Here is a 24,403-nt window from a genome sequence, read left to right on the forward strand (position 1 = left end):
CAATTGACTTCTAATAAAAATAATATTATTCTACATTAGCGACACTAATATATCATTTACTATATTTTTATATTTCTCTTCCTTTACAAGCTCCCTCCCAAGGGAACATAGCTTTGAAACGTTAGATTGCCCCATATTCCCAAGTATCCTGCATATATCGGCACATCTTAAATCACAAAACTTTCTTAACACAAAGCATAGTATTGCCTTCGCTTCCTTTGCCTCCTTTGCCCGCTTTATCCTTAGCATTAGCTTATCTACGTTGAATTTTTGTGATATTAATTCTATTATTTTATCAGGGGATAGATCCCTTACAAGGATTGTTCTCATGCTCCTATACTCTGTTCCTTCTTTCTTAAACTCTTCCCTTTGCGCATCAACAATACTTTTTACTTTAAATACAAAGTCTTTGTATATAGCCCTTGCTGTAGCTTCCTTTAGGCTAAACATGGATAATATAAATTTGTCATCTATAAGCTCAAATTCATCTGTCTTTTGCCCTAAGAATATGCCTAAAGATGAAAAGCGATAATCCTGTGGATTTTTATCGTAGCCTTTTAGGTCTGTTGCGTTAAAGTGAACGTAGGCTGTTAAGGCAAAGAGGTATCTATCATCCTTTACGATTAAGCTTTTGAACCTGTCTTGAAAGAGATGGCCACTTCTTTCATACCTTTTATTAAAATACATGGCATATTTATAGTTTATAAAGTGCATTATTTTTGAGATATCTGCACCGTTTGCATCTATAATAAAATGAGCATGATTATCCATAAGGCAATAGGAATAAACTCTAAATTCGAACTGTTCTTGGGCTTTTTTCATGTAGTCAAGGTATTTTATCTTATCTTTATCATCTTTATAGAGGGGAACTTCGGATATACTTTTAACCATAACATGATAAATAGAGTCATAGCTTTTTTGCCTTGCCATTCTTGGCATAAAAAAACACCTCCAACTTGGAATATATTTTTAGTATTATTTTTCCAAGTTGGAGGTTTGTTTATTCATAGAATTGGTGTGAATGTAGCTAAAATGAGTAACCGTCCCAGAAAACCAGAAAACAAAAAACCGGAAAATATCTCGAGAGGCCACCAATAAACCTAGAAAAGAAATCTTCATTGAATTGGCATAGATATATAGAAAATAAGTAACCGTCCCTCAAGCCTCAAGCTATACAATTCCTCTTTTCAACAAAAGATGCTGCATCTTTATCTGCTATTATCTCAACATTCTTGTGGAGCTTTAGTATGGAAGCTGGTATATATGTGCTGATTCCTGTTTCAAGCATACGCTTTACTATTGGTGCTTTGCTTTTGCCACTTGCAAGAAGTATTATCTTCTCTGCTCTCATTATATCCGAAATTCCCATAGTTATGGCTCTTGTTGGAACTTTACTAATATCATCAAAGAACCTTGCATTTGCCTTTCTAGTTTCTTCAGACAAATAAGCAACATGAGTTCTTAATACAAGATCTTTAGATGGTTCATTAAATCCTATGTGACCATTCACACCTATACCCAATATTTGTATATCAATAGGCCCAAATCTTTCTAATAATACATCATATCTTTTACATTCCTGTTCTAAGTCTTCAGCCGTGCCATTTGGTATATATATACTTTCCTTATTTATGTTTATATGGCTAAAAAGATTATCATACATAAAATATATATAACTTTGTGGATCTTGTTTTGAAAGCCCTACATATTCATCAAGATTAAAGGTAATTACATTTGAAAAATCAACCTCACCATTTTTATAATAATCTATAAGTTTTTTATACATTCCTATAGGAGTTGATCCTGTTGCAAGCCCAAGAACAGAATCTGGTTTTTCATTTATTTGGCTTACAATCATTCTTGCTGCAACTTCACTCATTTTATGATAATCATCAACAACTGTTATCTTCATATTAACCTCTCCCCCTTTAAATATCTAAAAATCATTGTTAATATTAATGTTTAGCTTATACACCTGGCAGTTATAAATTGAGTTTTCTATAAATATAAGCTCATTTTTTTCATTAAAATACTTACTTTCAACCATAAGTAGTGGAAGAACTCTATCCGTTTCAAAAAGCTTATGGTGTAACGTTGTCATAAGTATTGACTGTATACTTGCAGATGAAAATTTAATATTTTGTCCCTGTTCTTTAAGATAATTAAAAAGAGAGTTTTCCAAATCTTGTATTTTTATATTTTCTATATACTTAAAGGGTATATACACGCTTTCAATACCTACAACCTCATTTTCAATTTTTCTTCTTCTTTGAATTTCATATAAGCAGTCATTCTTAAATTCTGGTATAGACATCTCCTCTTTATCACACTTTCTAAAATTCAAAACTTCTGTTTTAGATTTTAGTCCTGATTTTATAACTATTTCCGTAAAACTCATTATATTATTTTGAGTAATTTTCGGAGAGCATACATAAGTTCCAATTCCCTTCCTTCTTTCTAAAACTCCTTGATTTACAAGGCTTCCTATTGCCTGCCTTACAGTCATTCTGCTAAGGTTATATTTAACAGCCATATCCCTTTCGCTTTCAAGCCTTTCTCCTATCTTAAGCTCTCCTTTTTTAATTCTCTCCATTATATCATTTTGGATTTTAACATAAGCTGGCTCTTCTTTATTTATTGACATGATCAACCCTCTACCTTCATCAATTAGTAAGTTTTTCTATATTTATTATATCACAATATTTAAAATATGTATATACCATTTTGAAATATTGGTATATACCACACCAAAAAAAATTTTTAAGGGCTTTTAAGCCCTATCCATTTATATGAATTAAAATAAACTTTACATCCTTATCTCCCCACCCAAGATCCCAAGGTACATGATACCTATCTGTTGTATGGGAATTTACAAGGGGATATCCATGGCTATCAAAGGATGTAATCACTGCAAAATGATCTGCCTTTCCCTTTTTTTCATAACATATAAGATCTCCTGCCTCAAGTTTATAAATAGCTCCTTTATATCCTTCTATTGGCTTTGTTAAATCCTTATAAGTACCTTTTTTAATAATTCTACCTTTCCCACTATATATAATATAATCTTTAAAAGCTCCTGCATTTACCCAAGCCTTGCTTCCAAAGCATCTTCCACCTTTAGAGCTACTACAAAACCAAATTTTATCCTTTAAAAGTCCTCCCCCCTCTTCATCTCCAATGACTTGTGATACAAAGTTTGTACAATCTCCTCCAAGGCCATTATAGTCACTATATTTTTTATTATATTTAAACTCGTTATCACTTCCCCAGGCAGCACCACAATATTTATCTGCATACTCTACTGCTTTTTTTCTATTATAAGAAACTTTATATTCTATAGCTTCTGTTAAAGTTTCAGTTTGTGTACTTGACTGTATATCCTCATAATCGTTAATCTCTCCAGAATATCTTTGCATTGCATCTTGAAAACAATCAGTATACCAGTCATTATATATAACATATTTACCTTTGTCCTTAATAAGTGTTAAATAATGTTTAAGCCCTATTCCAAAGGAATTAATATGTGAATTTTCATCATCACTATAAATATAATCAAACCTGCTGAGCTCATCAATTGAAAGTTTTATTTTATCTTTAACCTCATAAATTCTTTTTATTCGTATCTTTGATTCTATATTAATGAATTTTATCCCCCTCTCCTTAGCCCAATCCTTCAAATATTTTACCCTCTTTACCTCATGTTCCATTGCCCATTGTCCATATTTTTGATTAGTATCAAACAACCCTATAAGAGCTTTTATGTCCCCATTTAAAAGTGCATAATTTCTTGTATTATACATTTTAGTAACTTCTGATTCTATCTCTTTAGGATAATTCATTGAGAGTACAAAAGTATCTGGAAAATAATGATATATATTAAACAGTGCTGTTATAAGTAAAAACATTAAAAAATAAATAGTTTTACTTTTTAATACCGGCACAACCTAACCTCCACAACAAAATCACTAATACAATTTATATTCAACAAAAAAGAAAAAAAGACCGGATTCCCGGTCTTATTATTCTTCTGACTTTAAGTTGTACTTCTTCATGAATTTTTCTACTCTACCACCAGTATCAACCATCTTGTGTTTTCCAGTGAAGAATGGGTGGCACTTTGAGCAGATTTCAACTTTTAATTCCTTCTTTACAGAACCAGTTGTAAAAGTGTTGCCACAAGCGCACTTAACTACTGCTTCATGTGTATAGTTTGGATGTAAATTCTCCTTCATCCATATCACCTCTTTCTCTGCTTGTATTATTTCTAAAAAATCCATTTTCATGGTTATTATTTCTGCTTACAATGCACATACCAAGCCAGCATTTTGACTCTTAAAATTATATCACATAAAATTTATATTATCAACTGTTTTTGCTATAAGTCTAATCTTTTATTATTTTGATTCATTGTATAATTAAATGCAACAGGTAAAAAATATTTAAACCATAGTGAAAATCATGTATGATATAGGTGACAAATCCAAACATACAGGAGGTTTTCACTATGGTTCATAAAAATAATTATAACACACCTATACGTTCTTTTAAACATCTGAAATCTTATGAACGTGGAGAAATTTTTGCCTTGCTTAAAGAAGGTAAAAGTATTCGTTATATTGCTAAAAAATTAGGACGAAGTCCAAGTACTATAAGCCGTGAAATTAAACGTGGTACTGTATCACAATTAAAAAGTGATTTATCTTATTATTCAAGTTATTTCCCTGAAACTGGGCAAGCTGTCTATAAAAATCACCGCTCAAATTGCGGAGCAAAAATTAAATTGGCTAAAGTAGAAACCTTTATAAAATTTGCAGAAGAAAAAATCCGTAAAAATAATTGGTCTGTTGATACTGTCGTTGGTTATTGCAAAACTGATCCTTCTTGGAAAGATGAGTTCATTGTTTCAACTAAGACCTTATATAACTATATTGATAGAGGATTTTTATCTATACGTAATATAGATTTACCTTTAAAAACACATTTAAAACCTAAAAAGAAAAGAATTAGGGAGAACAAACGCCTTTTAGGTAAAAGTATTGATTTAAGGCCTGAACAAATTAATTCTCGTCAAGAATTTGGACATTGGGAAATAGATACTGTTATAGGTAAAAAATCAGGCGATAAAGCTCTTTTAACTTTAACAGAACGTAAATCCCGTTATGAAATAATAATGCTTTTAGATAATAAAGATGCTAAGTCTGTTGATGATTCTATAAAGAGACTTATGGAAGTATATAAGGATAATTTTAAAAAGATTTTCAAGAGTATTACGGCAGATAATGGAGTTGAATTTAGTAATTTACAATTCATTCTTAAAAAATATGATGTTGAGGTATATTATACCCATCCCTTTTCTTCTTTTGAAAGAGGAACTAACGAACGACATAATGGTCTTATACGTCGTTTTATCCCTAAGGGAAAGAGTATAAAGGATATATCTATTGATACCATTAAAAGAATTCAAAATTGGATGAATACACTCCCACGAAAATTACTAAATTACAAAACTCCTGAAAAATTTTTTTACGAGGAATTATTAAAAATAGCCTAAATCATATTATGAATATTGTAGATGCCACTTGTGGTATGTCAAGGGTAAAGCTACGCCTGCTACGCAGCCCTTGACATACCCCTGCGTGACATATAGATTGATAATTAAGATGGATTTAAGGCTATTTTGACTATTTTTAGTCCTTATACTACATGATTTTTCACAGAGTGTTGCATTTATTATTGCAATTTAAGCTTTTATTATTTTAGGAAATATCTGTACAAACTCCTTGTTATTTTTAGTTCTAAGAAGAGCTGTTAAAAGCTTTTCTGTTGCCTCTTGTGTAGTTTCATTAGCAAGAAGCCTTCTTATTGCCATAACTGCATTATACTCATCGTTTGATAATAAAAGTTCTTCTTTTCTTGTTCCAGATTTGTTTATATCTATTGCTGGGAAAATTCTTCTTTCCTGAAGTTTTCTATCAAGATGAACTTCCATATTACCTGTTCCTTTAAACTCTTCAAATATAACATCATCCATACGGCTCCCAGTTTCAACAAGGGCTGTTGAAATAATAGTAAGACTGCCTCCTTCTTCTATATTTCTTGCAGCTCCAAAGAATTTTTTAGGCTGAATTAGTGCTCCTGGATCAAGCCCTCCTGATAATGTTCTTCCTGTAGGAGAAATGGTAAGGTTATATGCCCTTGCAAGCCTTGTAATACTATCAAGAAGTATTACAACGTCCCTTTTCATTTCAACAAGCCTCTTAGCTCTCTCTAAAACAAGCTCCGCAACCCTAATATGATTTTCTGGTTCTTCATCAAAGGTTGAATATACAATCTCGCCCTTTATAGATCTTTGTATATCAGTAACTTCTTCCGGCCTTTCATCAATTAAAAGAACAATAAGATCAATATCAGAATAATTTTGAGTTATTGCGTTTGCAATTTTCTTTAAAAGTATTGTCTTTCCCGCTTTAGGAGGTGCAACAATAAGTCCCCTTTGTCCTCTTCCAATTGGTGCCAATATATCTATAAGCCTTGTGGCAATATCATTCCCTGTTGTTTCAAGGTTTAACCTCCTATTTGGATATATAGGAGTTAATGCTTCAAAAGGCTTTCTATTAATTACTTTTTCCGGAGCTACACCATTTATTTCTTGAAGGTATATAAGTGCTTTATATTTTTCAGTTTCCTTTGGATATCTTGCTTTACCTTTTATTTTATCTCCTGTTTTTATATTAAACTTCCTTATCTGAGATGGAGAAACATATATATCCCTTGGGCCTTGTTGATAATTATCAAGCCTTAAAAAGCCGTATGACTGATTTTCAACAAGCTCAAATATCCCTTCAACTGTTTCAGAATCAGCAATAAGCTCTTGCATTTTTCCTCTTTTATCTTCATCTATATCATTAAGTTTTATTTCTTCAACAAACTTATCAACTTCAGGAATAACAGGTTCACTTTTTACTTCTGTTTCTTTTTTCTTTTCCTCATCAACCTTTAAAATCTCTTCTATAAGTTCACTTTTTCTATATTTAGTCACAGATTTTATATCATACTGTTTTGCAATTTCTCTAAGTTCTTCAAGTGTTTTATGCTTTAAATCTTCAAAATCCATACCACACCTCCAAAGTAAATAAAAAGTTTTGTTAAGTTATATGATATTTGAATTTCATCTCTCCTTTGAGTTATCTTATATATAGCGAAAAACAAAATACCTCCGAAGGAGAGATGAAATTATGTGCAAGTCATTGAATAAAATTTCATGTCCAAGATGCCATAGTCAAAATCTCTATCGCTTTGGGAAAGACAAAGCAGGTAATCAAAAATATCAATGTAAAGACTGTAGACGTCAGTTTACTCTTGAAGATTATAAGGGTAAGAAAAATCGTGTATTGAGAGGGTATCCTCGTTGTCCTGTTTGTGGTAGTGGTACTTATTTGCACCATGATTATGAGTACTATTCCCATTATACTTGCAACTCTAAAAAATGTGGTCATTCTATTTATGTTGCAAAACCTATTAATATACCCTCTGCATCTTGTGAATTAATTAAAGGAAAGACAGATTTTAAAAGAATGAGATTTCCATTATTTTTAATTCTTACTGCACTTAACCTCTATTATCTAAATGGTTCTTCAACAAGAAGAATATCTCAATTTTTTAAACTAACCTACAATGTCAAAGTTTCTCATGTAACTATTGCATCTTGGTGCAAAAAATTTGCTCCAATTTTTCTAAGTATAGCTAATAAACTTACTGAAAATCTTGATTTAAGTGCATCTGATGAATGGCATGCCGACGAAACTGTCGTTTTTATTAATGGTAAAAAACATTATCTTTGGTTAATTATAGATTCAGAAACCAGAATGGTTCTTGGTTTTAATTTATCTCCTTCAAGAGATGCTTCTCAAGCTTTTTCCTTGTTTAAATCTGCAAGTAAGTTTGGATGTCCATCGGCTATTGTGACCGATAGATTAGGCTCATATAATCTTGCTACTAAAACTATTTTTAATTCTTCAAAACACATAAAAGTTCAATCATTTAAAGATGATATATCCAACAACTTGCTAGAAGCTTTTAATGATACATTTAAAGACTGGTATAAACGTAAAAGAGGTTTTAAATCATTTGAAAGTGCAAACACTCTAATAGCAATGTTTATTTTCCATTATAATTTTTTAAGACCTCACTATTCTTTAAACAATCTAACTCCTGCACAAGTTGCTGGTATTTTAGTTGATGAAAAAAATATTAATAACTGGCTTCTGTCTGCTTAATTCTCAAATAAACCATATATTCTTAACACACCTACATTTTAAGTTTTAAGTAGGTGCCTTCGGCATGCCTTTTTTTGATAAATCCAGTATTATCAAATTTTATTAATTTAGATTACATAAAAAAACTGTGTAATTTTGTGTAATTATACGTGTAGCTACGCTATTTTTTCATATTTACTTAACACAATCAAATAAAATATGTAATTGTTAAGTCTGTAAAAACTATAGGGGAAAATATCTGTATTAGATGATATAGGAAGGTATAATCGAAAGTTAAAAAGATAATAGAATTGGCTATAAAACAAAAACTATTAAATAGCTATATTCTAACTCATTAATTATATAGCTTCTGGATAAAAAAGTAAAGAGGTAATATTATTTTTACAATAAAAAACCGGACGCGGGTCTTTGACAGTTGCAAGACAAAAAAAGTGCCTTAAAGCCTTGATATAGGCTTATTTTTTTGTCAAATTTTAAATTTTTATAGTGCACAATGTGTAACAATGTGTTATAATATAGATATAAATATATGAAGAGATGTGAAAAAATGAGATTACAAATTGTTAAATCAAAAAATGCAGCATCCTTATACGTAGTTAAATCTGTTTATGAAAAAGGCAATCGTACTTCAAAAGTAGTTGAGAAGCTTGGCACTTATGATGAACTTTTAAAAAAACTAAACGGACAAGACCCTATAGAATGGGGGAAGAGGTACGTTGAAGAGTTAAATAGAAAAGAAAAAGAAGAGAAAAGAGAAATATTAGTAAAATACTCGCCTGTTAAACAAATTAACAAAGACGAACAGCATACTTTTAATGGTAGTTACTTGTTTTTACAAAAAATATATAACGAGCTTGGGCTGCAAAATATCTGTAAAAATATTTCGGATAAACATAAATTTAATTTTAATCTAAATTCAATACTATCAAGATTAATTTATGCAAGAATTATTTATCCATCATCTAAGCTTGCTACATACGAACTATCAAAAAAATTTATTGAGCAGCCTGATTTTGAGCTTCAGCATATTTATAGAGCTTTAGAAGTAATTTCAGAAGAAACAGATTTTATTCAGTCAGAATTATATAAGAACAGTCTTAAAGTTTGCAATCGTAATAAAGGAGTTCTCTATTATGACTGCACCAACTATTTCTTTGAAATTGAACAGGAAGAAGGATTAAAACAGTATGGAGTATCGAAGGAACATAGACCCAATCCAATTGTTCAAATGGGACTTTTCATGGATGGAGACGGCATCCCCCTTGCATTTTGTATAAACAAAGGTAATACTAATGAACAAGTAACTTTAAAACCTTTAGAGCAAAAAATTATATCCGAATTTGGGCTTTCAAAATTTATCATTTGTACAGATGCAGGGCTTGCATCTACAGCTAATAGAAAATTTAATAATATACAAAATCGAGCTTTTATTACTACACAATCTATTAAAAAATTAAAATCACATTTAAAAGAATGGGCGTTAGACCCCAAAGGATGGCATCTTAGCGATTCAGACAAAGTATATAATTTAAACGAAATTAACGAAGAAGCAGATATTAATAAAATTTTTTATAAGGAACGCTGGATAAAAGAAGACGGGCTTGAACAAAAACTTATTGTAACATTTTCCTTGAAATATAGAAACTATCAAAGAACTATAAGAGGTAACCAAATAGAGAGAGCTCAAGAGGTTATTGATACCAATCCTACAAAATTGAAGAAATGTAATGCTAATGATTACAAACGCTTTATTTCAAAGACTCACTACACACCTGACGGTGAAGTAGCTGAAAAAGAATTATACAGCATTAATGCTGATTTAATAGCACAAGAGGCAATGTATGATGGTTTTTACGCAGTATGTACAAATATAAGTGATGATGCTGCCGCAATTATAAAAATTAATAGAAGGCGTTGGGAAATAGAAGAGTCCTTCCGTATTATGAAATCAGAGTTTAAGGCAAGACCAGTATATTTAAGAAGAGATGATAGAATAAAAGCGCATTTTACAACTTGTTTCATTTCCCTGATGATATATAGGCTATTAGAAAAAAAGCTTTCAGAAAAATATACGTGTAGCGATATTATATCAGGACTTAGAGAAATGAATTTTTATGAGATTAAGAATGAGGGCTATATTCCAATATATACAAGGACTGATTTTACAGATGATTTACATGACAAATTTGGCTTTAGAACGGATTATCAAATAATTAATATGAAACAAATGAAGAAAATTTTTAAAGACACGAAAAAATAAAAAACATTGTTCACTTTTTTGAAAAGTATAAAAGCCTGAGAGCCCTTGATATTCAATGGTTCTACAGGCTTTTTGCTTCTCGCAACTGTCAAAGATGAGAAAAAGTAAAGAGGTAATATTATTTTTACAATAAAAAACCGGACGTTATCGTCCGGTTGACATCATTTTTAGATTATGAATTGTATTAACAAATCTTACAGTTCCAGTTTGAGCTCTCATTACAACTGATTGAGTCCTTGCTCTTTCATTTTGATAATAAACTACACCTTTCAAAAGATCTCCATCGGATACCCCAGTTGCAGCAAAATATACATCATCACCCTTTACTATATCATCAAGCATCATTATTTTTTTTAAATCTTCTATTCCCATTTCTTTGCATCTTTGTCTTTCTTCTTCAGTTTCTGGATAAAGTCTTGCCTGCATATCTCCACCAAGGCATTTTAAAGCTGCTGCAGCAATAACTCCTTCTGGTGCTCCTCCTATACCTACCATAATATCAACGCCAGTATCTTCAAACCCCGTTGCAATAGCTGCAGCAATATCTCCATCACCAATAAGCTTCATTCTTGCTCCAACCTTTCTTACTTCATCCATAAGATAATTATGTCTTTCTCTATCAAGCATTATAACCGTTACATCTTCAACAGATTTTGAAAGAGCTTTTGCTACATTTTTAATGTTTTCACTAAGAGGAGCATCAAGACTAACGCATCCTTTTGCCTTAGGCCCTACTGCTATCTTTTCCATATACATATCAGGTGCATGAAGCAATCCTCCTTTTGTTGCCAAAGCAACAACAGCAAGAGCATTAGGAAGTCCTCTTGCAACGCATTTTGTTCCATCAAGGGGGTCAACTGCAATGTCAACTTCTAAAGAATTCTCGTCCCCACATCCTACTTTTTCACCGATGTATAGCATAGGAGCTTCATCCATTTCTCCTTCTCCTATAACAACAGTACCTCTAATATCAAGAGAATCAAACATTTTTCTCATTCCGTCAACAGCTGCCTGATCAGCAGCATTCTTGTCTCCTCTGCCCATAAACTTTGCCCCTCCAAGGGCCGCAGCCTCAGTAACCCTAATCAGTCCTAATGCTAGATCAATATTCATAAATAATCCCCCAAATTTCACTAAATAATATATAAAATATTATATTTTATAAAAATTTAAACGTCAATATAGCATATATTTAAATTTAATGTGCTATACTATTTCGTGTAAAAAAATAGCACTAAGCTATTTTTTACATATTTTAGAATTAAAATATGTTTTTTCATCTTACTTAATGCCTAGTGCTTTTAAAAGTTCAATCATATCATTTCTATATTTTTCTACAATGCCTTCTACATAGCTTTCATTTCCTATAAAAGCTATTTCTATCCCTGAATTAGGGCAACTAATTATATTTATTTGGTTTGACATTAAATCCCTAATTTTAAACTTATAACTATGAATATTTTCACAACCAATACAACTGATATCAAATATTAACGTTTTATTTATTTTCTTAACCTTATAAGGTACTTGACCGCACTCACATTTTATACCTGTTGGCTCCTTTAGTTTAAATATATCTACATCAGCTATATTATATTCCCCGCAATTACTACATCTCACTGCAATCTTACAGGAAGTATTTATAATCATATATTCACCTCCATATAATATTTATTCTCCATTTATTTTATAAATCCTCCTAATGTCGAAAAATATCACAAAACAAAAAAAGGGCTTATGCCCTTTTATTTACATTTTCTATTTTTTAAAGCTGCAGCTATAAAATCCCTAAAAAGAGGATGTGACCTGTTTGGTCTTGATTTAAATTCAGGATGGAACTGAACTCCTACAAACCATTTATGATTTTGAATCTCAACTATTTCAACAAGCCTGTCGTCAGGAGATGTTCCAGCAAATATCATTCCTTCTGCAGCAAACTGGGATCTAAATTCATTATTGAATTCATATCTATGTCTGTGCCTTTCATATATAACTTTATCATTATATGCCTCATAAGAGAATGTTCCTTCTTTTAACTTGCATGGGTAAAGCCCAAGCCTCATTGTTCCTCCCTTTTCATCAATATCTTTTTGCTCCGGCATAAGATCAATAACAGGATATTTTGTTTCTGGATCTATCTCTGAGCTGTTTGCACCACTTAACCCTAAAACATTTCTAGCAAACTCAATAACAGCACACTGCATGCCAAGGCATATTCCAAGGAAAGGAACATTATTTTCCCTTGCATATCTTATAGCAAGTATTTTACCTTCTATTCCCCTATCTCCAAAGCCTCCTGGAACTAAAATTCCATCGCAGCCTTTTAATATATCTTTATAGTTATTTTCATCAACTTCACAGGAGTTTATCCACTCTATTTCAACTTCAGCATCATTTGAAATTCCAGCATGTTTTAAAGCTTCAACAACTGAAAGATAAGCATCATGAAGTTCAACATATTTACCAACAAGAGCAATTTTAACATTCTCCTTTAGGTTTTTAAGCCTGTTAACCATATCCTTCCATTCGTCAAGCTGTGCCTCGCCACAGTTTAAATGCAGCTTTTTAACAACAAGATCATCAAGACCTTCTTCTTTTAAAAGAAGTGGAACTTCATATAAAGTTTCAGCATCAAGATTTTGTATTACAGATTCTCCATCTATATTGCAAAATAGCCCAATCTTATCTTTTAACTCTGCTGATAGAGGTTTTTCAGATCTACATACTATAATATCAGGTTGTATACCTATGCCTCTTAAATCTTTTACTGAATGCTGGGTTGGCTTTGTTTTAAGCTCTCCTGCCTTTGAAAGATAGGGTACAAGGGTTACATGTATAAAACAAACGTTTTCTCTTCCTACTTCATATTTTATTTGTCTTATCGCTTCAAGAAAAGGAAGACTTTCAATATCTCCAACTGTTCCACCTATTTCCGTAATTACAACATCAACATCTCTTTCCTTTGCAACTCTGTAAACTCTTTGTTTTATCTCATTTGTAATATGAGGGATTACTTGAACCGTACCACCAAGATATTCGCCTTTTCTTTCCTTTTGAATAACCGACCAGTAAATCTTTCCTGTTGTGACATTGCTATTTTTTGAAAGGTTTTCATCAATGAATCTTTCATAGTGACCAAGATCCAAATCAGTTTCAGCACCATCATCAGTTACAAATACCTCTCCGTGCTGGTATGGACTCATCGTGCCAGGATCAACGTTTATATATGGATCGAACTTCTGTATAGATACTTTAAGCCCCCTTGATTTTAAAAGCCTTCCAAGGGATGAGGAAGTAATACCTTTTCCAAGGGATGATGTAACTCCACCCGTAACAAATATATATTTGGTTGCCATAGTTCCCCTCCTAATCCAAAACATTAACTTTATTATTTTACTTCAAATATCTACTTAAATCAACCAAAAATAATCTTGAAATTTATACATAAATTAGTATACCATATATAAAATTTTTAAAACAAAAAAATATAAATAGACGGGTATCCGTCTATTCATAATTTAACACATAAACTAAAGTTTCAGTATTATTAAGGTTTTCATTATTTATCTCAACAACTTGGGATTTCAATTTTTCAACTCTATTAAAGTATTTAAGGAATTTATCCACTTCATCTAAATTCATTTTAAGTGCAGGTGTTTTATAATGCATAGGTATTACTATACCTGGTTTAATTTTATTTACTATTTCAAATGCTTCATCAGAATTTACGGTATATGTTCCTCCAACAGGTATTAAAAGCACATCAACTTTACCAAGCATTTTAATTTGCTCATCAGATAAAACATGCCCCAAATCACCAAGATGGCAAACCCTTATTCCTTCTTTTTCAAATACATAAACTGTATTATCTCCTCTTTTGGCTCCATTAACTTCATCATGATATGTATGTATACCTGTTATAGCAACATCCTTTATATAAAAATTTCCAACCTTATTTACAAGCTCAAATTTCCCTTTAATACAATCAGTAAAATTATGATCATAATGATTGTGGCTTACGGTAACAATATCCGCTTCGACAGATGGAATTTTATAGCCAACATTATCATCAAACGGATCTGTAAGAACCCTTACACCATCACTATAAGTAATTTTAAAACATGCATGTCCAAGCCATTTAATTCTCATAAAACCCCTCCATTTAATTATATAATCTTGAGATAGTTTTACCATTATTATAAATAATATTCAATAGATTTTAAAAAAATTTATTGAATATTAAGCCATTACAGTAAAAAATTACTGTAATGGCTTAATATTCAGCTCAAGAGAATTATCTATAGGCTCAAACCCTGCAGCTTCCATCCTATATTCAAGTTCAACCTTTCCACCTTTTTCATTAATATCAATATCTACCTTAGTTGGTTTTATCAAAACCTCCAGTGAACCAAATGGAGTACTATAAATACTTCTGTCACTAACTCCTTTTTTAAATACAAGATTTGAATTAGTAGTTCCTCTTCTAATTATAGTTAAGGAATTATCTTCAATTTTTAAAGTTGTCTTTGTACCTTCCATACCAGATATTTCTGATTCTTCATATTCTGCCATATATCTATTATCTTCCTTAAAAAATTTTCCTTCAGTAATGAGTTCAATGGTTTCATACTCTCCATCTATTGCCTGTTTAGTCTTAACTGAAATTAAAGCCTTGTATTCCATTTTTTACCCTCCTTTTTCTTTTAGTACTTTTCGATATCAATCTTTATGATTTCTGTAATATCACTATTTAGAAACCTTCCTCCAACTGTTGAAAATCTTCCCGGATTATCGCTTACATAATACTTATAATTCCCTTCTTTGTTTATATTATTTTGAAGATTATTTGCATATAATATTTCCTTTAGTTTAGCAGCAGTAGCTTCGGCTGGGTTTATTAATTTTACACTTTTTCCCATAACCTCACTGACAACATTTGTTAAAAGAGGATAGTGGGTACATCCCATAACAAGGGTATCAATATTAAGTTGTCTTAATGGCTTTAAATACTCTTTTGCAACAAGTAGTGATACTTCAGTCTGTGCCCATCCCTCTTCAACTATTGGTACAAACAACGGGCATGGATATGCAAAAAGCTCCGCCTCCGGCTTTAACTTTTTTATAGCTTTTTCATAAGCTCTACTACCAATAGTCCCTTCTGTCCCAATAATGCCTATTCTATTAGTTAAAGTAGCCTTAACTGCCATATTGGCTCCAGGCTCAATAACTCCTATTATCGGTATTTTAAACTCATCTTGAAGTTTTTCAAGGCTTAACGCAGAAGCAGTATTACATGCAACAACAATCGCCTTTACATTCATACTCATTAGAAATCTGGTATTTTGAAAGGAAAATTTTGTAATAGTTTCAGTAGATTTACTACCATAAGGAACTCTTGCAGTATCTCCAAAATATATAATATCTTCATTTGGAAGTATTTTCATAATCTCTTTCACTACAGTAAGTCCACCTATTCCTGAATCGAACACTCCAACAGCTCTATTGTCCATAATATCCCTGCCTTATATACTATAATAATATTATATTACTGCAATATTGTATTTTTAACTATTTAATCAACATTTTATCCATATAATAATAAAACAACTTTAATAATTTGTAAATATCACAAGCAAGATAAGCGGTTAAGCAGGGACGGTTAGTGTGAAAATGTCCATTTACAAAAAAGGAAAAAAGTACAAGCCAAGGGACGGTTACTTATTTCATACACAATATCTGCAAAATCAGGGGGACATGTATAAAATATTTTATCTATTATTTAATATAATAATTAACCGTCCCTGCTGTTGCCTTTGACAAGCCTAAAACTTTTTCATTCCGTCGTTGTGGCTACTTTTAGTCATGACCTGTTACTTATTTGTTTGAATTTTTTATCAAATAGATAGTGTTCTCCCTTCTGACAAATCGATATGAAATTAACTAAAATAAGTAACCGTCCCTTGAAGTTTTGAAATTTTTATTAAATTAGTTAAAATAAGTAACTGTCCCTGAAATCTAATCTTGAAGTTTTTAACATAAAAAAGAGCCGGAAGACCGGCTCTTTATTTTGAGTTATTGTGAACTGTTCTTTCAGCTAAGCGAATAGCAGCAGTAACAAGATTGCCACAGTCCCTTGATGGTACTGATCCCCATCCTTCTCGCTGGACTATGTCATAAACCCCAAGTTCCTTTGCAAGCTCCATCTTAAGCTCATCAGACATTAAGCTGTGATGCCTGCTCATAATATCCCCCCTAATCTTGTTACTATTATTATTTTCCCCCGTTATATTTAAAGTATCCATGCAATATTTACATAGTAAGTTCGCCATTTTCTGTATCAATAATCTTTAATATTTTTTCCTCTGTTCCGTCTAAAGCGTTTATATAAACAAGGTACTTCTCTCCTTTATAATCACCGAAAAACTCATAACATAATATCTCTCTTTGGGATTCCATAGGTATTATAGTAAGCCTTATGTTTTTAACGTTAAGGTTTTGGCTTACGTTTACTCTGGCTTCTTTTGCAGTAATTCTCGGCTTTTTAATTTCTCTCTCGTAATGAGCAACAAGGTAGTGGGCTGCTTCTATACCAATAATTTCCCCATTATCAAGTGCGACCTTAAGCTTTATCTGATCTGGATATACCACAACTTTATCCTTTACATAAACATAATTTATAACAGCAACGTTGTCATATTTTAATGAATATGTAGGAATCATATCTTTATATCCATTATTTTCCAAGAATTCCATGCCTTTTTTTATTGCTGATTTTATATCTATAGATGATTTTGGAACTTCCCTTGTATATAACATATAAACTACTTTACCACCATTTTTGCTTATATCTATATTGACTTGCTCATCCTTTTTGTCTTTTATTTTTACTGTAAAAGAATAAGCTGGAATCTTCTCACCCTTTTTATCGCTATATAAATTAATGCTTTCTATGTTTTTATTTTTTAATATATTTGAAACTATATCCTTAGCTTCCTTTTGACTAATCTCTTTTTCAGATAAAACCCTTGGTTTTATATTAAGTACATTTTCAGCAAAGGGGCCGTCATAAATAAGTGTTGGATATTGTTGCATCTCATCAGAAAGGGTTTTAAACTGGGCATCTATAGTTTTGCTTGCAGCTTTATTAAAAGATGTACTGCCTCCTTCTTTTATTTCACCCCATTTTATATCACCTTCTGTTAATGATGCTTCAAAATTTCTAAGCTGAATACTAAGATAACCTGCAAAGTCCCTTAACTTTTCTACGTTATTTAGTTCTGTTTGTGAAAGCTTTTGCCCACTATTACTTGCCTTTAAAAGAGAATAGCTAAAATCAGCAACTTGGGCTAAAAATTTACTCGTCTGACTTATTGAAGTATGTGATACTGGAAGAGAATTTAGCTTCTGTTGAGCATCACTTGCATTTTTCCAAATCTCACTAAAAACAAGTATCTTTTGTTTTGTAGAGGAAGCAACCGGAACTTTTGAAAGTGAAACAGATAATCCCTCAACATCATTTACTATATCATATAAATCCTTCTCATACTGATTTTGAAGATAATTTCTATAATCCCTTCTGTCAAGATACATAAGAATTCCAAAAGTTGTCGAACCTACAACTATAAAACAAATTATCAAAGCAAATATAGCTCTTTTTTTAAACATTTATACCGCCCCTTGATAGAATAAACTTTCATACATTCTAAAAGGTATTTTTTGCATTTATATGATTTTTATACTTATAATTGTTTCATAATAATTAATAATTAATTTTCACAAACATAACAATTATAAATTAATATATTTTTTGATATAATAAAATATGCTTACATAAGCTAAGCAAGGTCAGGAGTGGTTATATGAAAGTTTTAGCTCTTTCAGTATCAGCAGGAACAGGCCATTTTAAAGCGGCAAAAGCAATTAAAAATTATTTTGAATCAAACTACAAAAATGTAGAAATGAACATAATTGATACTTTAAAATACATTAATCCCTTGATTAACAAAATCGTTATTGGAAGCTATCTTAAATCCATAAAAGTTACTCCTAAAATATATGCAAAACTATATGAGCATGCAGATGAAGATGAAACTATTTCAAGTTTTTCAGAAATAGCAAACCACATATTATCAATTAAAATTAAAAACCTTATTTTAGATACTAATCCAGACATAATACTTTGTACCCATCCTTTTCCTCTTGAGATGGTTTCAATTTTGAAACGAAAAGGTAAAATATCTATCCCTGCTGTGGGAGTTTTAACTGACTATGCCATACATTCATTTTGGTTTTATGAATGTATAGATGGCTATATCATTCCTAATGAAGACTTCATTGATGAAGCAGTTGAAAAAGGTGCAGAAATAGATACTTTATATCCTCTTGGAATTCCTGTTGAACAAAAATTTCTAATATCAATTGATAAAAATAAAGCAAAACAACAGTTAGGCTTTGATATAAACAAACCATCAATTCTTTTAATGGGTGGAAGCCTTGGTATTGGAAATATAAAAAAAATATATGAAACCTTATCTTCAAGCCCTCTTGATATACAGATAATAGTATGTACAGGAAGGAATTATAGGCTTAAGGAAAAAATTGAAGATATACATAGATTCACCCAGAAAAAATCTTTAATTTTAAGCTATACAGAAAATATAAATACAATCATGTGTGCTACTGACATACTAATAACAAAACCAGGAGGTCTTACAATAGCAGAATCTTTAGTAAAGGGACTTCCTATAATAATAAACTCAACAATCCCTGGGCATGAAGAAAAAAATGCAAACTATCTTATAAACAGCGGAATAGCCGCAACAATTAAAGATAGTAAAGATATAACTTGCGTTGTAAGGCAGCTTATAAAAAACAAATCACGTCTTGAGCAAATGAGTAAAATGGCTTTTGAAAAGGCAAAACCAACTGCAGCAAAAGATATATGTGAGCTTTTAATAGAAAAGGCAAAAAAATAACCTGAATTACAGGTTATTTTTTATCATTTCTTTTAATTTGTCAAATATCTCAACACTTTTAAGTCTAATTTCAATACCTTTATTATTTTTATAATTATTATTCTTACTAATACCTTCATTTTTTACCTTTGATACTACTTCTACCTTTTCATCAATCTGCTTAAAGGCAGTTATGCTTTCTATCTCATCTTCATCTAAAACTTTTCTAAGCTCTTCATCAGTTTCCTTTGATGTAACACCTTTTGTAATATCAATAAAGCACAGAGGAGGAAACATAACGCACCACCAATTTTTACCATCACCGTTTCCTAAAACAACTCTAACAGCCTTATAATTACCTGCTGGAAGAGTTATAAAACCATAAGTTTTTACAGGAAAACTAAACTCCCCAAGCATTACCTTTGCAGTATAGTTTTTACCTTCTTCTTTCAAAACATCGTTTGATATCTTTTCTATTTTATCCTTATTTGCCTCTATCACTTTTATAGATTCATTTACATTAGAGCATTTTGCCATTTCAGGACCAATGCTCTTTAAGATTGCATCCCTAACCTTTAGTTTTACATTTTGATCATCAATTGAATCGCTGTTGGCAATTACATGGAATCTTAGAAGTTTTTGATTAATTCCCTTTGTATTTTCAGCTTTATTTGATATAAAAAACAAAGAAATTATTATAATTGGCAACACAATATAACAAATAAGTTTTTTCATAATTAATCACCCTGAATTTATATGTTATCTTTAAGTATTTCCAAAATTTCAGATTTTAAACATTAAAATTTACTCTTTTGCTATACCTATCCTTCTTATAAAAGCTTTAACTTCATATTTTATTTCAGAATTTCTAAAAACTTCATCCCAATTATCTTTATACTTTTGATAAATTTTATTATTATATTTATGTGTATAGTCTCCAAACCCTAAATAATCACTTCCTATAACCTTTTGAAAATATTCTGTAGTTTCTTCAAACTCCTTTTTAGCATATTCTTCTATTGCTTTGCTCATTTTTTCTATTATCTCTTCATTAAATACCTCTTTGCCAAATTTGTATTCTTCTGCATCACCCTCAAATTCAATCTTAACATTGAATTTAAGCTTATTTTCATTTTCTTCAATCCAAATCCTTTTATTTAAAGTGTATATATAATAAGGGATTATTGTATCTTCATAATTTACAAGAATCCTTCCTTTTTTAAAGTTATTATTCATAATTCTAAATACTTTAACATATTTAGTATCAAGATATGATAAAAATTTATAATCTTTAATTAATGCAAGTTTATTTATAATTAGATCATAATCGTCTCCTTTTTCTTTTACTTCCAGTACAGGTATTGCACAAGAGCCATTATTATTTCTTAAATTTGAAATTAACTTATAAAGAGGCAAAGCCGAAGTATTTGATGTTATTTTTGAGTTTTCTGTAATCCCTAATATATATGCTGCTAATGTGCTTTCAATCTTAGGCTCAACTTTAGCTAATATGTCAATATCCCCTTTTACAACTACTACATAAGCTGTTTCATTTATTTTTGGGCTTTTGTCCAAACGATCTAAAGCTTCTATAAAAACCTTTTGATTTTTAATAAACTTTTCCGAAAAATACATCATTCTCATTTGTGCAAAATAAGGAGTTCTCGACATTTTTTGACCAAGTTTTTCTAAAGAATCAGGCATATTTGCAGCTTTAACTTCAATTGTTTCGTAAGCCTTTTCACCTACCTGAATTTTTGAAGGAATTATGACGCCAAAAACAGATTTTAATGGCCCTTCCAAATTCTCGTTTATTTTGCTATTAGCACTCATTTGTTTTGTTATATTTAATGTTTCTTCTGCATCATCAGTAACATCTAAAGAAGCTGCACCTACAATCCCTCTTTGCTCAATTTCAACCCTGTCCCAGCATCCTGTAGTAAATATTAGTTCAATTATCAATAAGAATAAAATCCCTTTTTTAATTTTCACCCTTTTTCACATCCTTTTTAAAAAGAGAAAATATAAACATAAGTAAAGGCAACAGTGCAATTACATAAAACCCAAATGTATTTGTAATTCTATCGCTTATATTAAAAATCTCAACAATACTGTCACCAATAAGGGCAATTATATATATAATTGGTATAGACATTGTCACTATATGCTTTTGTTTTTTATGATTTAAAAAATCTGCTGCAACAATTGAAAACGAAAATGTTAATCCTACCAGGGTAGTAAATACTGAGATTACCCAAAGTGCAACAAGAAGTCCTTCAAGCCTTTCAACAAACCCTCCTGGAACCTGTGATGCCCTAACCAGTGAAACAGTTGGGTAAATTAAAGCTTGAGTTTCTTTCACCCCAAATTTTGCAATACATTGGATTTCAACTAATGCATAACATACTATTATAACAATCAAAGCCATACTCGAAGATTTAAAGGCCTTTTTTGGGCTTCTCAAGTAAGGAAATAGAACAAGCAGAACTTCAAACCCAGCGTATGAAAAAGCAGCCACACCAACTCCTTTTATGATTTTAATCAAAGGCGTACCAAGAAAAGGCCTTATATTTGAATAATCACTATTGGGAATAGTCACTAAAAGCAAGATAAATATTAAAAAAATAATGACAGGCATTATAGTTTCATAAAACCTTGCTATAGCTTCAACTCCAGCTCTTACAAGGATAACCATTAGAAAAATAAGAGGTAATATGATAAATTCAAGTGGAGTATTGGGCAAAAGATAAAGCTTCGCAGTTTCAGCAAAGAGCCTTATCTCTACTCCAGCAAAAAATATTAAATATACTATTACTGGCAGAGCCATTATACTCCCTATAAATCTTCCAAATAGTTTTTTTAAAGTACCAACAAGGCCGTATTGGGAGTATTTTTGCCCAACATAACACATTAAATAGATAAATAATATACACAATAAACCAGATAGTATACAAAGTATCCATCCATCATTTTCTGCTACCTTTGTAAGGCTTGATGGTAGAGACAGTATTCCTATGCCAAAAACTGTATTAAATATAAAAACTCCAAGCTGGAAAGTTGATATCTTATCATCATTTGGTGTCATTTTCTCCACTCCCCTGCCTTATTTCATCCTGAGGATCATAATGCTTTGGCCTTTTTTTCATGTATTTCCATGAAAGCCTTAAAAACACGCTATCTTTAATATCTTCACTTTCAAAAGGTGCAAGAGGAGCCATAAAGGGCGTTCCAAAGCTTTTAATATTAACAAGGTGTATTAAAGTTGCTATCATCCCAAGCATGACACCATAAAGGCCATATATTGATGCCAGTATCATAAGCAAGAATCTTATTAGCCTAAATCCAGCAGCAAGTTCATAGTTAGGAATTGAAAAGGAGGCTATTGCAGTAACTGCAACTACAATAACCATTATCGGGCTTACTATTCCTGCTTGAACTGCAGCCTGCCCTATTACAAGACCTCCAACTATTCCAATAGTTGAACCAATAGGCCTTGGAAGTCTAACTCCTGCTTCCCTTAAAAACTCAATAGTAAATTCCATAACAAAGGCCTCTATATAAGCCGGGAAAGGAACGCCCTCTCTGGATGCTGCAATTGAAAAAAGCAGCTTTGTAGGAATTACACCAGGATTAAAAGAAATAAGCCCTATATAAGTTCCAGGTGCAATAATGGATATTGCCCCTGATAAAAGCCTTAAAAACCTTACAAAAGTTGTAATACTTGAGCGAGAATAATAATCCTCTGAAGATTGCAAAAAGGCATTTAATGTAACAGGAACAATTAATGCAAAGGGTGAATTATCAACGATTATAGCAATTCTTCCCTCGTAAATAGCTCCTGCAACAACATCAGGTCTCTCTGTTGTCTGAATCTGAGGAAAAGGGGTGAACTGTCTATCTTCTATAAACTGTTGTATATAACCGCTATCAATAATTGCATCTATGCTAATTTTATTTATTCTCCTTTCAACTTCCTCAAGTACTCTTTTGTCTGCTATATCATCTATATATATTATTGCAATATCGGTTTTTGATCTTTCTCCAACTTGTAATTGCTTAACTTTAAGCCTTGTATCTCTTATTCTTCTCCTAATAAGTGCTGTATTAAAACGTATTGTTTCAACAAATCCATCCCTTGGCCCTCTAATTACAGTTTCTGCTGTAGGTTCACTTGTATTTCTTGCAGGCCAAAGCCTTGTTGCAATAATAATAGCCTTATTATACCCATCTATAAAAAGAGCTGTTTCACCAGATAAAATAGCAACATAAGCATCCTCAATTTTTTTAACTTCCCTAAAATCAGTAACAGCCATAGAAGATTTTTTTATAGATTCAGCAATATTATCTTTTATATCTTCAAGCTCAGGCTTTACTGCTCTACTTATAAGCATAAGAGGCATCAGCACAAAATCATTCAAAAGATCCTTATCACTCATTCCATCTATGTAGGTCAAAAACATTTTCCTTCCATTGCTGCTGCCTACATAAAACTCCCTAAAGACAACATCATCACATCCTTTAAATGTTTCCTTAATTTTAGATATATTATCATCTATCTTTTCACTTATATCCGTACTGCTTTGTGGCTTATATTCAATTATAGGCTTTGGAGATTTAAACCTGCCTTTATTCCAAAATGTCATTTAAACCACCTCTATATCCTTATATATCTTGCTGCAATAAATAACACCGTTCCAAAAATTATGTATAGAATACCAGTAACCCTTGTAAATTTATATTCTTTTGTCAAATTATTTTTCTTATAATCCTTTGAATCTATAAATATCAAAATAGCCCCTGAAATTAAAAAAAGAATATATACTGTTAAATCAAAGGTATTTACTATAAAACTTAATATATTATACATTTCTCTCACCTTCTTATATAATTTGTGCTAATATATTCTAATTTAT

General features: G+C 31.2%; 23 protein-coding genes. 4 read left to right on the forward strand and 19 right to left on the reverse strand.

Annotated features, from left to right (window positions below; translation table 11 throughout):
• Positions 1-30: 30 nt before the first annotated feature.
• The 5 genes from FDN13_RS06550 to rpmE all read right to left on the reverse strand — a co-directional run bounded on the left by FDN13_RS06550 (position 31) and on the right by rpmE (position 4,232).
• On the reverse strand, positions 31-939 hold the full coding sequence (locus FDN13_RS06550; RefSeq protein WP_138979474.1) for a transposase: 909 nt from the start codon (positions 937-939) through the stop codon (positions 31-33).
• Between the two features lie 226 nt (positions 940-1,165).
• Positions 1,166-1,912, reverse strand: a complete 747-nt coding sequence (gene nagB, locus FDN13_RS06555) for a glucosamine-6-phosphate deaminase (protein ID WP_138979475.1) — start codon at positions 1,910-1,912, stop codon at positions 1,166-1,168.
• A 24-nt stretch (positions 1,913-1,936) separates the two neighbouring features.
• Complete coding sequence (locus FDN13_RS06560; protein ID WP_138979476.1) at positions 1,937-2,644, reverse strand: GntR family transcriptional regulator; 708 nt, start codon at positions 2,642-2,644, stop codon at positions 1,937-1,939.
• 133 nt (positions 2,645-2,777) lie between these two features.
• Positions 2,778-3,941 (reverse strand): amidase domain-containing protein, encoded by a 1,164-nt coding sequence (locus FDN13_RS06565; protein ID WP_243120276.1) that lies wholly within the window; start codon positions 3,939-3,941, stop codon positions 2,778-2,780.
• Between the two features lie 78 nt (positions 3,942-4,019).
• Positions 4,020-4,232 (reverse strand): 50S ribosomal protein L31, encoded by a 213-nt coding sequence (gene rpmE / locus FDN13_RS06570; protein ID WP_138981040.1) that lies wholly within the window; start codon positions 4,230-4,232, stop codon positions 4,020-4,022.
• A 272-nt stretch (positions 4,233-4,504) separates the two neighbouring features.
• On the opposite strand from rpmE, the gene FDN13_RS06575 reads away from it, so the two are divergent.
• Positions 4,505-5,551, forward strand: coding sequence for an IS30 family transposase (locus FDN13_RS06575; protein ID WP_138978399.1), 1,047 nt, complete (start codon positions 4,505-4,507; stop codon positions 5,549-5,551).
• A gap of 189 nt (positions 5,552-5,740) precedes the next feature.
• On the opposite strand, the gene rho is transcribed toward FDN13_RS06575, so the two are convergent.
• Positions 5,741-7,114: a transcription termination factor Rho gene (gene rho, locus FDN13_RS06580; protein ID WP_138979477.1), complete on the reverse strand. Its 1,374-nt coding sequence runs from the start codon at positions 7,112-7,114 to the stop codon at positions 5,741-5,743.
• 121 nt (positions 7,115-7,235) lie between these two features.
• Between rho and FDN13_RS06585 the strand changes: the two genes are divergently transcribed.
• Positions 7,236-8,276: an IS6 family transposase gene (locus tag FDN13_RS06585; protein ID WP_138979478.1), complete on the forward strand. Its 1,041-nt coding sequence runs from the start codon at positions 7,236-7,238 to the stop codon at positions 8,274-8,276.
• 547 nt (positions 8,277-8,823) lie between these two features.
• Positions 8,824-10,536: an IS1634 family transposase gene (locus tag FDN13_RS06590; protein WP_138978594.1), complete on the forward strand. Its 1,713-nt coding sequence runs from the start codon at positions 8,824-8,826 to the stop codon at positions 10,534-10,536.
• Between the two features lie 144 nt (positions 10,537-10,680).
• On the opposite strand, the gene glpX is transcribed toward FDN13_RS06590, so the two are convergent.
• The 8 genes from glpX to ypeB form a co-directional block, all read right to left on the reverse strand.
• Positions 10,681-11,649 carry a class II fructose-bisphosphatase gene (glpX, locus tag FDN13_RS06595; protein ID WP_138979479.1) on the reverse strand — a complete coding sequence of 323 codons (969 nt, stop codon included), beginning with the start codon at positions 11,647-11,649 and terminating at the stop codon, positions 10,681-10,683.
• A 168-nt stretch (positions 11,650-11,817) separates the two neighbouring features.
• On the reverse strand, positions 11,818-12,186 hold the full coding sequence (locus FDN13_RS06600; RefSeq protein WP_138979480.1) for a hypothetical protein: 369 nt from the start codon (positions 12,184-12,186) through the stop codon (positions 11,818-11,820).
• Positions 12,187-12,281: 95 nt separating this feature from the next.
• On the reverse strand, positions 12,282-13,892 hold the full coding sequence (locus FDN13_RS06605) for a CTP synthase (protein ID WP_138979481.1): 1,611 nt from the start codon (positions 13,890-13,892) through the stop codon (positions 12,282-12,284).
• A 151-nt stretch (positions 13,893-14,043) separates the two neighbouring features.
• Positions 14,044-14,685, reverse strand: a complete 642-nt coding sequence (locus FDN13_RS06610) for an MBL fold metallo-hydrolase (RefSeq protein ID WP_138979482.1) — start codon at positions 14,683-14,685, stop codon at positions 14,044-14,046.
• A 111-nt stretch (positions 14,686-14,796) separates the two neighbouring features.
• Positions 14,797-15,219, reverse strand: a complete 423-nt coding sequence (locus FDN13_RS06615) for a DUF1934 domain-containing protein (protein WP_138979483.1) — start codon at positions 15,217-15,219, stop codon at positions 14,797-14,799.
• 20 nt (positions 15,220-15,239) lie between these two features.
• Positions 15,240-16,046 (reverse strand): glutamate racemase, encoded by an 807-nt coding sequence (gene murI / locus FDN13_RS06620; RefSeq protein WP_138979484.1) that lies wholly within the window; start codon positions 16,044-16,046, stop codon positions 15,240-15,242.
• A 552-nt stretch (positions 16,047-16,598) separates the two neighbouring features.
• Positions 16,599-16,778, reverse strand: a complete 180-nt coding sequence (locus tag FDN13_RS06625) for a small, acid-soluble spore protein, alpha/beta type (RefSeq protein ID WP_138979485.1) — start codon at positions 16,776-16,778, stop codon at positions 16,599-16,601.
• Positions 16,779-16,845: 67 nt separating this feature from the next.
• Positions 16,846-18,201: a germination protein YpeB gene (ypeB, locus tag FDN13_RS06630; RefSeq protein ID WP_138979486.1), complete on the reverse strand. Its 1,356-nt coding sequence runs from the start codon at positions 18,199-18,201 to the stop codon at positions 16,846-16,848.
• 194 nt (positions 18,202-18,395) lie between these two features.
• Here ypeB and FDN13_RS06635 point away from each other — a divergent pair, with 194 nt between their 5' ends.
• The gene (locus FDN13_RS06635) at positions 18,396-19,511 is read left to right on the forward strand and encodes an MGDG synthase family glycosyltransferase (protein ID WP_138979487.1); all 1,116 of its coding nucleotides are present in this window, start codon (positions 18,396-18,398) and stop codon (positions 19,509-19,511) included.
• A 6-nt stretch (positions 19,512-19,517) separates the two neighbouring features.
• Here the strand turns inward: FDN13_RS06635 and spoIIR are convergent, their stop codons facing one another.
• The 5 genes from spoIIR to FDN13_RS06660 form a co-directional block, all read right to left on the reverse strand.
• Entirely contained in the window at positions 19,518-20,225 is a 708-nt protein-coding gene (gene spoIIR / locus FDN13_RS06640; RefSeq protein WP_138979488.1) for a stage II sporulation protein R, read from the reverse strand.
• Positions 20,226-20,294: 69 nt separating this feature from the next.
• Positions 20,295-21,482 carry a Ger(x)C family spore germination protein gene (locus FDN13_RS06645; protein WP_138979489.1) on the reverse strand — a complete coding sequence of 396 codons (1,188 nt, stop codon included), beginning with the start codon at positions 21,480-21,482 and terminating at the stop codon, positions 20,295-20,297.
• The gene (locus tag FDN13_RS06650) at positions 21,472-22,575 is read right to left on the reverse strand and encodes a GerAB/ArcD/ProY family transporter (RefSeq protein WP_138979490.1); all 1,104 of its coding nucleotides are present in this window, start codon (positions 22,573-22,575) and stop codon (positions 21,472-21,474) included. Before FDN13_RS06650 ends, FDN13_RS06645 begins: the two co-directional genes overlap by 11 nt.
• Entirely contained in the window at positions 22,562-24,133 is a 1,572-nt protein-coding gene (locus FDN13_RS06655; RefSeq protein WP_138979491.1) for a spore germination protein, read from the reverse strand. Before FDN13_RS06655 ends, FDN13_RS06650 begins: the two co-directional genes overlap by 14 nt.
• Before the next feature lie 11 nt (positions 24,134-24,144).
• On the reverse strand, positions 24,145-24,357 hold the full coding sequence (locus FDN13_RS06660) for a CLC_0170 family protein (protein WP_138979492.1): 213 nt from the start codon (positions 24,355-24,357) through the stop codon (positions 24,145-24,147).
• Between the last annotated feature and the right edge of the window lie 46 nt (positions 24,358-24,403).

Source organism: Caloramator sp. E03, assembly GCF_006016075.1.
Taxonomy (GTDB): Bacteria; Bacillota; Clostridia; order Clostridiales; family Caloramatoraceae; genus Caloramator_B.